This window comes from Burkholderia sp. AcTa6-5, from assembly GCF_017815075.1.
GTDB lineage: Bacteria > Pseudomonadota > Gammaproteobacteria > Burkholderiales > Burkholderiaceae > Burkholderia > Burkholderia sola.
In genome coordinates, this window is sequence record NZ_JAGIQE010000025.1 from 90,038 (window position 1) to 102,556 (window position 12,519).

11 protein-coding genes are annotated in these 12,519 nt (G+C 63.9%); 9 read left to right on the forward strand and 2 right to left on the reverse strand.

Annotation, left to right across the window (positions count from 1 at the left end; translation table 11 throughout):
- Positions 1–126 precede the first annotated feature (126 nt).
- Both J8I33_RS27635 and J8I33_RS27640 read left to right on the forward strand, forming a co-directional pair.
- Positions 127–1,281 (forward strand): glycosyltransferase, encoded by a 1,155-nt coding sequence (locus J8I33_RS27635; protein WP_209925922.1) that lies wholly within the window; start codon positions 127–129, stop codon positions 1,279–1,281.
- Positions 1,282–1,384: 103 nt separating this feature from the next.
- Positions 1,385–2,119: a polysaccharide deacetylase family protein gene (locus tag J8I33_RS27640; RefSeq protein WP_050017165.1), complete on the forward strand. Its 735-nt coding sequence runs from the start codon at positions 1,385–1,387 to the stop codon at positions 2,117–2,119.
- 187 nt (positions 2,120–2,306) lie between these two features.
- Here J8I33_RS27640 and J8I33_RS27645 read toward each other — a convergent pair whose 3' ends face one another.
- Positions 2,307–4,388: a hypothetical protein gene (locus tag J8I33_RS27645; RefSeq protein ID WP_209925923.1), complete on the reverse strand. Its 2,082-nt coding sequence runs from the start codon at positions 4,386–4,388 to the stop codon at positions 2,307–2,309.
- Between the two features lie 246 nt (positions 4,389–4,634).
- Here J8I33_RS27645 and J8I33_RS27650 point away from each other — a divergent pair, with 246 nt between their 5' ends.
- From J8I33_RS27650 to J8I33_RS27680, 7 genes are all read left to right on the forward strand, one after another.
- Entirely contained in the window at positions 4,635–5,753 is a 1,119-nt protein-coding gene (locus J8I33_RS27650; RefSeq protein ID WP_124631476.1) for a LuxR C-terminal-related transcriptional regulator, read from the forward strand.
- Positions 5,754–6,179: 426 nt separating this feature from the next.
- Positions 6,180–6,566 (forward strand): ectoine synthase, encoded by a 387-nt coding sequence (locus J8I33_RS27655; protein ID WP_209939487.1) that lies wholly within the window; start codon positions 6,180–6,182, stop codon positions 6,564–6,566.
- Between the two features lie 107 nt (positions 6,567–6,673).
- The gene (locus J8I33_RS27660) at positions 6,674–7,894 is read left to right on the forward strand and encodes an MFS transporter (RefSeq protein ID WP_209939488.1); all 1,221 of its coding nucleotides are present in this window, start codon (positions 6,674–6,676) and stop codon (positions 7,892–7,894) included.
- The gene (locus tag J8I33_RS27665) at positions 7,884–9,407 is read left to right on the forward strand and encodes a class I adenylate-forming enzyme family protein (protein WP_209939489.1); all 1,524 of its coding nucleotides are present in this window, start codon (positions 7,884–7,886) and stop codon (positions 9,405–9,407) included. Before J8I33_RS27660 ends, J8I33_RS27665 begins: the two co-directional genes overlap by 11 nt.
- Positions 9,302–10,441, forward strand: coding sequence for a class I SAM-dependent methyltransferase (locus J8I33_RS27670; protein ID WP_245172474.1), 1,140 nt, complete (start codon positions 9,302–9,304; stop codon positions 10,439–10,441). The genes J8I33_RS27665 and J8I33_RS27670 overlap by 106 nt, the downstream gene beginning before the upstream one ends.
- Entirely contained in the window at positions 10,441–11,673 is a 1,233-nt protein-coding gene (locus tag J8I33_RS27675; RefSeq protein WP_209939490.1) for an acyl-CoA dehydrogenase family protein, read from the forward strand. Before J8I33_RS27670 ends, J8I33_RS27675 begins: the two co-directional genes overlap by 1 nt.
- Positions 11,670–12,230, forward strand: coding sequence for a RidA family protein (locus tag J8I33_RS27680; protein ID WP_089489956.1), 561 nt, complete (start codon positions 11,670–11,672; stop codon positions 12,228–12,230). The genes J8I33_RS27675 and J8I33_RS27680 overlap by 4 nt, the downstream gene beginning before the upstream one ends.
- 113 nt (positions 12,231–12,343) lie before the next feature.
- Here the strand turns inward: J8I33_RS27680 and J8I33_RS34785 are convergent, their stop codons facing one another.
- Positions 12,344–12,481, reverse strand: a complete 138-nt coding sequence (locus tag J8I33_RS34785; RefSeq protein ID WP_348636028.1) for a hypothetical protein — start codon at positions 12,479–12,481, stop codon at positions 12,344–12,346.
- Positions 12,482–12,519 lie beyond the last annotated feature (38 nt).

The window sequence follows — 12,519 nt, forward strand, 5'->3', positions numbered from 1 at the left end:
GACGCCAACACGCAATCTCGAGCCGGAAACGCGGCACCGCGTTCACGTCATTGCTTCCATCAGGTCGAGTCATTCATTTCATCAGCAATCCTTCGAAATGAATGACCGAAAAAAAGCGGCATCGTGATGAACATTCTGTACACCAACTTCCACGGCGATTACGGCGGCGGCCAGGACACCTACGTCCGCGATCTCGCGGTCGCGATGAGCCGCCATCATCGCGTGACCGTGGCGTCGCCGGAAGGCAGCCGCCTGTCGCGACTCCTGCAGGACAGTCCCGACGTGGCGATCTTCGACATGGAATTCAAGCCGCGCTGGAACCGGCTGTGCCGGGAGATTCTGCGGCTGCGCCAGCGGATCGCCGCCGAGCGCTTCGACGTGATCCACGTGAACGGGTCCGCCGATCACCGGCAGGTGATGCTCGCGCTGCTCGGCTGCCGGTATCGGCCCGCGGTCGTGCTGACCAAGCACAATACCTATCGCGCCGACAGTTTCGGCAACCTGCTGCGCGCGCGGCTCGCCACCGACCATACGATCGCGGTCAGCGACTACGTCGCGAGCATGCTCGCGCTGCGCTCGCCGTACGGAAACGTCACAGTGGTCAAGCACGGCGTGCGCCGGCCGGCTGCCGAACGACTGGCGGCCGACGAGATCCGCCGCCGCAAGATCGCGCGGTTCGGGGCATCCGGCGCGGACGCGATCGTGCTGGGCAGCAGCGCCGGCACCGCGCCCGAAAAAGGCTGGATGGACCTGATCGCGGCGCTCGGCCGCCTGCCCGAAGCCGAGCGCGAGCGGTTTCGCGTGCTGCTGGTCGGCGCGGAGCCGTCCCGCGAGCAGCGCGAGCAGCTCGCGCGGCACGGCATGGCGTCGCGCACCGCGTTCACCGGGCGGCTCGACGATGTGCGCGCGCCGTTCTCGATCATCGACGTGTCGTTCGTGCTGTCGTACCACGAGAGCCTGTCGTATGCGTGCCGCGAAGCGATGTCGCTCGGCTGCCCCGCGATCGTGACGCGGGTGGGCGGGCTGCCCGAAAACGTCGAACCGGGCGTGGACGGCTGGGTTGTCCCGCCGCGCGAGCCCGCGGCGATCGAAGCGATCCTGCGCGCGATCGTGCAGGCGCCCGGCTGCATCCGGGCGATGGGGCGCAGCGCGCGGCTGAAAGGCCGGCGCGAATTCTCGTTCGACGCGTTCATCGACGCGACCCTCTCCGTCTATCAGAAATCGGTTCGACGCAACCCGTCGCGCTGGGGGACCTCGTTGAGAACCACGAAATGGCCATGAATATCTGGAAGAAGTACTGGGACCTGCGCACGCACGAGTGCGACTTCAAGACCCTGCGGATTTTCCGCAAGGCCGCGTAACCCCACTTTCCTGCGACCCACCCATGCTTGCGCGCACCTCACGCTATCCGATCCTGATGTATCACCAGATCCGCCCGCTGCCGCCGCCGACCGACCGGTTGCGCGGCCTGAGCGTCGCGCCCGACGCGTTCCGCCGCCAGATGACGCTGTTCAGGCGGCTCGGCTATCGCGGCCTGAGCGTGCGCGAGCTGCAGCCGTACCTGCGCGGGGAGCGGCAGGGCAAGGTCTTCGGCATTTCGTTCGACGACGGCTTTCTCAATGTGCTCACGCATGCAATGCCCGTGCTCGACGCGCTCGGGTTCACCGCGACGTGCTACTTCGTCGCCGGCCGGTTCGGCGGCGCGAACGACTGGGACGCGGGCGCGCCGACTGCGCGCTCGCCGCTGATGACGTGCGCGGACATGCTCGCGTGGCGCGATCACGGTCATGAAATCGGCTCGCATACGCTCGATCACGTCGCGCTGTCGTATGTGCCGTCGCCTGTCTCGGACTTTCAGCTTACCGAATCGAAGCGGAAACTCGAAAGGCTGAGCGGCCAATGCGTCGAATCGTTCTGCTATCCGTACGGTGATCTGGATGCGCGCGTGCGCGATCAGGTCATCGCTGCCGGTTACGGCAATGCGACGACGACCCGGCGCGGATGTGCCGGTGCGAACGACGATCCGTTTCTGTTGCCGCGGATTCCGGTCGCGGGCGGCGTCGGCGCCGTGAGGCTGGGGTTCAAGTGTTTGAAGGCGCGGGTGGCGGCGGCCTGGTAGCGCGCATCGTCGCCGGGGCATGCGCCGCAGCGGCTCGTCCGCCGACATCCCGATACCCGTCCATGCCGTGTGGGCGCACGGACGGGCTCCGCCATCACGCCAAGGCCGGCGAGCGGAAACGCGCCGACGGGATCGCGAATCGTCCCGCCGGCCGCGCGTTCGCCGCACGCATCGGCCCGGCTGCCCGTTACCGGTCGTACTCGAAGGACTCGGTGAAAGCCGTGTCGCCCGGATCGGACCAGCTCAGGCTCACGAACGAGAAGTCCGTGTTGCCGCCCCAGCCGGCCACCGACGGGAACGCGACGCCCTGATCGCCCGGCACGTTGAGCGTCACCGCCGCACCCGGCTGGACGAGCGGCGCCGATGCGGTACCGTTGACGAACGTCGCCGTTGTCTGCCCGGTCGCGGTTGCGCGAATCTGCACGTTGCCGCGCTTGACGAACGGCAGCCCCGCTTTCGACGTCCACGCCAGCGGGAAAGTCGCGCCGCCCGCGAACGTGGCGGCAGAGCCCGGCGTCAGCTTGTCGCGCGTGGACTGCGCGAGGTCGTGCCACGCGTACTGACGCAGCGCATCGGGCGACGGCGACGGCGTGCGCAAGCGCACCGTGTAGTGCCTGGCCGGCGTCGACGTGTTGCCGTTCTGGTAGACGTCGATCGTATAGGCGCTGAACGGCTTGATGTCGGCCAGCTCGGCGGCGCTCAGTTGCGGCTTCGCCCACGCGGTATTGTTGCGCGGTGCGTCGCCGGGCCACGTGAACAAGCCCTGGTTCGCCGGGTCCTGCGCGACGCCGGCCAGGCGGAAGTTGTTGCGGCACTGCGCACTTTTCGCCAGTGCGGCGAGCTGCGCCGGCGTCTGCCCGCTGGCGATCTGCGCGCGGATGTTCAGCGTGTCGCAGGTGCCGCTCGACGGCTGGAGAAACACGCCGTTGCGCAAGCCGGGGCCGTTGACGATCGCGAAGTCCACCGCGACACCGGACGCGTCGACGGCGCCCACCTGCAGGTTGAGCGAATCGACGAACGCGTGGGTCCCCGTCGACGGATTGGCCGGGTTCAACCAGTCCCACTTCTGCGCGTTCGCGTTGACCTTGCTCAATACCGCGCGCTGGTTGCCGATCACGCGCCAGCCGGTATCGCCATTCGCGAGACTGCCCGGCCGCACCGCGAGCTGCACGTGTTGCTGCATGCCGTCGCGAATGCCGTCGCTGCGGGTCCACGCGAGCTTGATCCACATCGTGTCGCTCGCGACGACGCGGATGACTTCCGGCAGGCTGAAGCTGGCGTTGTTCATCGCATCGTCGGCCACGATGCCCGGCGTGCCGCTGGCCGGCGCACCGAACTCCTGGTCGACCGACAACCCGTTGTTCAGATACGCGGCGGGCACGCCTGCATTCAGCGCGCCGGACGCGACATCGTCGACGAAGATCTGGCCGCACGCCGATACGCTCCCGCCCGTGCGCGCAGCGCCGGTCGACCCGGCGAAACACTGGTTGAGCGCGCGCTGCAATGCCGCCAGATCGCTGGCGCTCGGCAGGTTCGACACCACCGCGCCATTGATCGTCGCGGCAGCAGGCAGGCTGGCCTTGTCGCTCGCCTGCGGCGCGACGCCGGGCGCGAGCTGAAGCTGCACCGGCGTATCGCTGGACGCGCCCGCCACCGAGCTGATCTGGACGCCGCCATCCGGCAGCACGTTGATCTTCACTTGGTCGAGCAACCGGTCGAGCCCCGGCGCACCCGCGGTCAACGGGCCGGAAATCAGGTCGACGCCCGTATTGCCAGTGGCGGCGAGCAGGTCGGCCAACACCGTCGAATACGCCTGCACCGTGCCGGCAACGGCCTGGGCCGTGACCTTGCTTTGCAGCAAACCGGTGTCGGCCAGCAGCTTCGTCGGGTCGCCGCCGACGATCGTGGCGGCGATCGCGTTCGTGATCGGCGTGATGTTGATCGTCTGCGTGCCCGCGGTGGCGCTGAGCGCGATCAGCGTGGCCTGCGAATCGGCGACGTTGCCGTATGCGGACAACGCAAAAGGCGCGGTCAAGCCGGTCACCGCGCAATGAAACGCGCCGGTTGACGCATCGGCCGGGCAGTCGACCGTCTTGCCGGTCGCATCGACCAGCTTCACGGTGGCGGCCTGCATCGCAGCGCCGGCCGCCGCGACGCCGCTGACCGTCTGAGCCGCCGGCTGCCCGGGCGATGGCGAAGAACTGTCGCTACCACCGCAAGCCGACAGGACGAGCGCTGCAATACCGGATACGACAGGCGTGAGTTTCATTGCGTTTCCCCCGACATCCTTCTGGTTGATGCGTGTCATATGCACCGCTCATGCACGCTGGACGGCAGGGATTCTCGCAAAGCCGATTTTTGCGATCATCATTCACGTGGATGAAAATCGGCAAATAACACCGCATGAAACGCAAACAACCTGTGTTAGCCTGAAAAAAATCCTGAAAATTCGGTATTCGAAGCAATATCGTCAGACAAAAACCACATACGAAGATCGCGAAGCGACGGGGGAAGCATGCAACGGGACCAACTCATCGGGGACCTCTATGAGGCCGCGCTGCAGCCGGACGGTTTTCTCGAAGTTTTTCATCGGGTATCCGAATCGCTCGGCGCAAACGTTTTTCACATGTTCAGTTGGGACGCCGCGCGCAATGCCCCGCAATTCTCGATCTATTCGCCGCGCGCGGAATTCGACGAGATCATCGCCCGCTACGACCAGTATTACGGCGCGCTCGATCCACGCCGCGGCTTCGTCGAGAATGCACCGCTCGGCGAATTCGTTTGCTGTCAGGATCACCTCACCGACCGCGACGTCGAACGCAGCGAGTTCTTCCAGGACTTTCAGATTCCGTCGGGATTTCGCTACCTGATGGGGATTCGCTTCGCGCGCCCCGGCAGCGACAACATTCTGCTCGGGCTACTGCGAGCGCATGGCCGCGCGCCGTATTCGCCGGAGGAACGCGCGACGCTGACCGGTATGGCCGGGCATCTGCAACGCTCGATCAACCTGTGGCGAGACGCGCGCGTGCTGCATCGCGACGCCACGCTCGGCGCCGAACTGATGGAGGAGCTGGGCCTCTCCGTCTTTGCGCTGGACAGGCACGCGCATGTCGTCTTCGTCAACCGGGCGGCAGAGTCGATGCTGCGCGCCACCACCTGCCTCAAGCTCGAGAACGGCTACCTGAGCGCGACGAGCGCGCCGCAGAACGATGCACTCAAGGCGGCGTTGACACGTGTCGCGAAGACTCGCAAGAGCGAGAGCCTTGCGCTTTCGGGCACGCTGGTGGCCGCGCATGAAGTTTTTCTCAGCATCGCGGCACTGTCCGGACAGGCGCTCCATGCGACGTTCGGCGATGCGACGCTGTTGGTCACGGTCAGGCGACGCGGCGCGGCGCCGCTCGTCGTCGCACAACAGTTGCGGCAGTCGTTCGGTTTGTCGAGCGCCGAAGCGGCGGTGGCTGAGGCACTGATCAACGGCAAGACGCCTGATGAGTGTGCGGCCAGCGCGGGTGTGTCGCTGGCGACGGTGCGTACTCAATTGCGGGCGATCTATGAAAAGACCCATTCGCGGAATCAGGCCGAAGCGGTCGGACGGATGCTTTGGGTACTGCCGCAGCAGAAGCGGAAGGATTGAAACGGCGAAGGGCGGGTAGTTGTAGCCGGGTCGTGATCAGCGATCAATTCGATAATTAGAGGATCACGCGACTCGCAAAAATGCCGGGTTTAATACATCCATCGAAGATAGAACATTCAACCCTTCCCAAACTATGAAAACACCCCTCATCAAGACAGCTTTGAAAGTCAGGCAACCCACGGATATGTAGAAAAACTACATAGCCCCTCTCCAGCGCAGCTCCCAACACCATCAAGACAGATTTACGTAATCACCAGAAATTCCGTCATATTCCGCGCTTGACCAGCTACGCCGCCAGCGGTTAATGTTGAAAAACTACATGATTTAGCCGGCCATCCTGTTACGGGCACTGGCTTGCTTTTTCGTGGCTTCGCTTCCACCGAGAGCAGGACAATAATTTCTTACATAAAAGAAAGGAGTGCGAATATGTTCGTCAGGAACCTGAGAGATGTCGAAAAAGATGGACTGCTTGTCGAATGGGGATCCGGCACAAGCCATCGCTTGTTGACGGAAAAGGACGGCATGGGATACGGCGTGTGCCATACGGTGGTGCGTGCGGGTACGGAATCGCTACTGCAATACCGCAACCATCTCGAAGCCTGTTATTGCATTGCGGGCGAAGGCGAGGTCGAGGACATGAACGGGAACGTCTTTCCGATCCGCCCGGGCACCCTCTACGTGCTCGATCAGCACGACCAGCATTACCTGCGCGGCGGCAAAGACGGGGATCTGGTGCTTGTCAGCGTCTTCAATCCCCCGCTCAAGGGACACGAACGGCATAACCTGGCGTCTGTAGAAGCATCCGCTTACTAAGGCTCGATACGCTCATTCCGGGAGGCCCCGGGGTAGTAGCCCTCCCGGCAACGTCCGCGGGAGCGCGCATGCATCGCGTGCTCCGCGCAAAAGAAAGGTGACCGTTCGTGCGCGCCCAGCATCAAGCCTTTTTCCATTCGCTTTTCCTTGCCCGCCTCGCCGACCAGATTCTGTTGTTTCTCGTGCCGCTGGTCATCTTTCAGATGACAGGACGCGTGTCCTGGTCGGGCATCGCGTTTTCGCTCGAAACACTGCCGAGATACCTGTGCTTCCCGTTTCTAGGCGCGCTTTGCGACCGGTATTCGCCCACGAAGCTGATGCGCGTCAGTCAGATTCTCCGCGCGGCGGTATGCGTCGCGGGCGTCGCCGCCTACGACCTCGTCGGCGGCATCGGATGGCTGATCGCGCTGTCCGCGTTGTGCGGCATGCTGACGAGTCAGGGCATCGTTGCGCGCGAGGTGATGCTGCCGCAGATATTCAGCAGCCATCGCTTCGAAAAAGTGCTGTCGTATTCGCAATTGGCCGACCAGCTTGGCCTGGTACTCGGCCCCATGCTCGCGGCGGTCCTGCTGTCCTGGTGGCGCTGGGAATTCGTCGTGGCGGCCGCGGCCGTGCTGTTCGTCACGGCCGACGTCGCGCTCGCCTATTGGCAAAAGGCCAGCGCGTTCGAATTCGCGATGCCGGAAGGCACGCACGGCACCTGGTTCAAACCGATCAGGACGGCCTTGTCTCATGTCGTCCATCTCCCGGGCCTCAAATCCGTCATCATGCTGGCCGCCGCGGAGAACCTCGTGATCGGCGTCACGCTCGCGACATCCGCCGCGATGGTCACCGGCTTTCATCACGAAAGCGGACGCTATTACGCAGGACTGCAAACGGCAGGCGCGTGCGTGACGATCGCGATTCTGCTGATGACGGCGAGGTTGCATGTCCCGCGGCGCATCCTCGGCCTCGTCGGCTTCGGTTCGATCTGTGTCGGCGGCGTTATCGCGGCAGCCAGCCCGGGAATTGCGGGGTACGTTTTCGGCTTCCTGCTGATCGTCGGGTTCGACAAGATGTTCAACGTGTACATCCGGAGCACGCGACAGAAGATCATCCCCGCGCGCGACTACGGCAAGACGACGGGCGTCGTCATCCTCCTCAACAACATGACACAGCCGCTCGCGGGCGTCGCGGTAGGCGTGTTCTCGACGCGTTTCGGACCCGACACGGTGATCATGGTGCTGTCCGTGTGCATGGGTTGCCTCGGGTTGCTGGTCTCGCTCGCGCCCCGCATTCGAAAAGACCACGGCCCCTCGTCGGCCTCGGCGTCCTCGCATGAAGGCTGATGCCATGAGTGAACGATTCCCGACATACTTCGAGCGCAGCGCGAGCGGTCGGCGAGACAAAGTCGCGCTGGTGGTCGACGGACGTTCGGCCACCTACGGCGAATTGCTGGACGTGATGTCGACGATAGCCGATACGCTTCACCGTCTCGGCATTCCCGCCGGCGCGCGCGTCGCGCTCTATTCGGAGATGTCCGTGCATGCGGTGGCGGCTGCATTCGGCATCCTGAAGGCGGGATGCATCCTGGCATGCATCAGGCACACGATCGACACCGCCGAACTGGAGCAGCAGATCGCGGATTGCGGCGCCAGCGCGCTCGTGGCATCGCGATCGACCTCGCCGCGCATCGCGTCCCGTCATCGCGCAGTCACAATCGACGCGGCCCGCGGCGACCTGTCGGACTATGTCGTCTGCTTTGCGACCGACGGCGCATCCGAAGCGGTCAATCCCTCCGTGGATGACGCCGCAACGATCTTCTACACATCCGGCTCGACCGGCGATTCGAAGGGCGTGCTCGTCACGCACCGGAACATGATTGCCGCATTCCGCTCCGTCTCCGGCTATCTCGCCAATAGCGAACGCGACATCGTGCTCAGTTTCTCCCCGGGCTTGAGTTCGGACTACGGCTTTTACAACACGGTCATGCCGCTGCTGTTCGGGGGCCGTGCCGTGGTCGAGACGGCATTGCCCGCGTCGGGCGCCGCCATCGTCGACATCATCGAGCGACACGGCGTAACCGGCCTGCACGTCTTTCCGCCGGCGCTTTTCCGTCTGTGCGAATCGGGCGACCTGCCTGCCTCGAGACTGCAATCGCTGCGGTATGTCTCGACCAGTGGACAGGCGTTGCCCGGCAAGTACATTCGCCTGCTCAGGCGTGCGCTACCGGCTGTCCTGATCTACTGCAACTACGGTTCGACCGAGTGCAAACGCATCGCCTACCTGCCGCCCGCCGAACTCGATAGACGTATCGGCTCGGTCGGCAAAGCCATTCCGGGCATCAGGACCTACCTCGTCGGCAACGACGATGCGCTCGTGGTCCAGCCCTGGCAGGTCGGTGAACTGGCGGTAGCCGGCGATCTGCTGATGGAGAAATACTGGGAGCGCGAAAGCGATACCGCCCGCGTCATTCGCAAAGGATGTTTCGGTGAATCGCGCGTGTTCATGACCGGTGATCTGTTCGCGATGGACGAGGAAGGATTCCTGTTCTTTCAATGCAGGAAAGGCGACCTGTTCGATCGAGACGGCGTGCCGGTGAATCCGCGCGCCGTCGAGCGGGTATTGCTCGACCACGAATCCGTTGCGGAGGCGCTCGTCGTACCGGTTTCCCGATCCGACGGCGCACACGTCCCCAAAGCCTATGTCGTTCCGGCTGCGACATCTGCGGCCAATGCAATCGAACTGCTCGATCATTGTCGCCGCCATCTGGATTCCGCTGCGGTTCCGGCAAGCATCGACTTTCTGCGAGCGCTGCCAAGAACGTTCGGCGGCAAGGCGTCCGCCCAGGGTTTGAACTGATACCACATGCAAGGAGGTCAACCATGACGTCAAGCGGAATCGAGGACGGCGCGGAGCAGTACCTGGAAAGCGCGCCGATGATCCGGATGGCAAGTTATTTTCACAGCCTGGCGACGGGCGCGACGCAGGTGCCGAAGCAATCGGTCGCGAGCCGCATCCGCCATTTGCTGCGCGATCCGGACGTGCTTGCCTATCACGACCTGATGGTCGCCGAAGCCGGGCCGCTGTTCACGCATTTCCTTGCCAGCGTGCCAGCCATACTGGAGGAAATGTCGCGCGTCGGCGTCGCGCTCACGCGGTATTCCGAACGTCGCAGGCAGCACGCGGATCAGCACTTCGAGTTTTACGAGGTCGATGCCTTCGACGGCACCAACGGCAGAACGCTGGCAAAACGATCGAACGGCCTGATCCGCACGTTCACGAACTCGCCCAATCCGGCCAACGAAACGACGTTCAACCGGTTCGCCAATCACGACTTCTCGGCGTTCCACCCGCAGGCATTCGCCCACGTCACCCCTCGGCTGTTCCGCGAACATGCGCGCCTCGACCGCTTCTCCGGCACGTTCGACTACATCTACGAGACTGCCGCATTTCAGTTCTATGGCGTGGATCGCGCGGACCAGATTCGTCACGTCGCGCGCCTGCTCAAACCGAACGGATTGATCTTCTTCCTCGAGAAGCTCAACTGCGATTCGCTCGACGAGTATGACAAGCGCGAACGCGTCAAGGACGAACTGCACAAGCGCCATTACTTCAGCCGGGAGGAAATCGACTGGAAGCGCAACCAGATGCTGTCGCAGATGCAAAACGGGCAGGTGACGTTCGATACGCTCGTCGCGTCGATTCACGAGCAATTCGAACATGTCTATCTGCTCTGGAACGGGACGAATTTTCACGAGTTCGTCGCCTCCAACAACGCACGATCGATCGAGGCATTCGTCTCGCTGCTCGGCGAACCCTGCATCGAGCCCGTGTTCTGCTTCGAGCACCCCGTACCGCGCAGAGTAGCCGGGCCGCGAGGAGACGCGACGTGATGCAGCTGCATGATGACTTGCCGGCAATGGATACGATCCGGTCATGCGTGGACGGGCTCGAACTCGAGCGCACGCAGATCGGACGACGCATCGAACAACTGCTCCCGCACTGGCAGGCTCGCGCACAGGCGGCCGATCAGCTCGCGCGCCTGTCGCCCGAGACCATGGCCGAACTGCACGATACCGGGCTCCTCCACCTGCTGACGCCGCGCCGCTACGGCGGATTGCAGCAGGACTTCCCGACACTCGTCGAAGCTGCCCGGCTCGCGGCCACCGCATGCGCGTCCACGGCCTGGATGTTGAGTGTCGTCGGCGGACATGTGACGACTGCGGCGCGCCTGCCCGCCGCCTGTCAGGACATCATCTTCGCGAACGGGCCGCGACAGCTGTTCGCGACGGCCACGGTTCAGAACGGCACGTTCGTCAGGGACGGCAGCGGATTCCGGTTGAACGGCATCTGGCGCTACAGCTCGGGCATCGATCACGCAACCTGGGTAATCGTCTCGGCACGACTCGGCGGGACGGACGCACCGGAGGCCCAGGAGATCTTCAAGGTCGTGGTTCGACGCGAAGACGTCCGTGTGCTCGACACGTGGCACGTGTCCGGCATGCGCGCGACAGGCTCCAGGGATATTGCATTCGACAAGCTGTACGTGTCGGACGAGTGGGTGTTCGCTCGTTCGACCTATTTTGGCCCGCATCCCGCCGGCGCCGACCTGCATCCCGACGCGTATCTGTACGACGTGCCGCTCATCCCGTACAGCACGACGTGGATCATCGGACCGATTCTGGGCTGCGCACAGGGCGCATACCGGCACTGCATCGATACGCTCCGCAGCCGCGGTAGAAGCGGCGACGCGGTGCTTTGCGGGCACATCGCGAAAAGCGACGCGGAGCTCGCCTGCGCCGGTCGTCTCTACGACGCGCTGGTCCGCACCTTGCACACGGCCGGCATCGCGCGACGCGCGGTGTCGCCTGCCGAGACGGTCCGCATCAGGCGTGATCGCGCGTTCATCGCACAGCTTTGCGTCGACGCGATCCGGCGACTGATCGGCAGCATGGGCACCGCCGTGGCATTCGACGCCCATCCTGCACAACGTCACTGGCGCGACCTGCAGGTCATGGCGTCGCACATCGACGTCGGCTGGGACGCGGCGGCTGTTGCGTATGGCGGCCACGCGATCGCGCATTCGACGGACACGTCCCGCGAGTCTCCGCCGGTGTATCAATGAATACCGCGATGCCGGACGACGAAACGGAGACGATCGACATGAACCGGGACGCGATATTCCGCGGCATTGCCGATGCGCTGGGACTCGCCGTGGACGAGGATTTTGGTGCGGCCGGGCGGTACGCGCCGCTCGTGCGCTGTGACAACCAGATCTTCGTCAGTGGACAAATTCCGAAGCTCAACGGCGAAATCGCCGTTCGCGGTTTGATCGGATCGGACGTGTCGGTGGACAGCGGTCGGCGCGGCGCGATGATCTGTGCCGCTCGCTGCATCGCGCTGTTACAACGGTCGCTCGGCACCCTCGAGCGGGTCCGGGCCGTTCCGCGCCTCGGCGTCTATATGCAAAGCGATCCTGAATTCGAAGAACACAGTGCCGTCGCCGATGGCGCGTCGGAGGTGGTGCATTCCGTGTTCGGCGAAGCGGGCGTGCACGCAAGAACGTCACTCAGTGCATTTCGGCTGCCTCGATACGCTGCGGTCGAAGTGGATCTGGTTGCGTTCGTCTGGCGGGATTCCGGCGGAGGGAGGGGTACGGCGAGGGGTAAGGGGCAGACGTAAAACTCCAAAAATTGCGGCGGTTAAAGCAGATTATTTCGAGGCGTTTTCATCATCAATTCAAAGACAACAGATTGGGACTGCGGACGCGCGTTCCCGTCCTTCTAGATTCGACGCTACGCGACGAACCGGATCGCGCCGTTCTCGATGGCAGCCTGGTTGCCGTATTGCCAAGTGATGTTGCGGTGTTCATGTCCGATCGGCAGACCCGAGTAGATCGGCAGGCCGAAGCCGCGCAGCACGTCGACAAGCATCTGCTCGAGCGTGAAATCCGCGCCGTCCGGGATCGGGC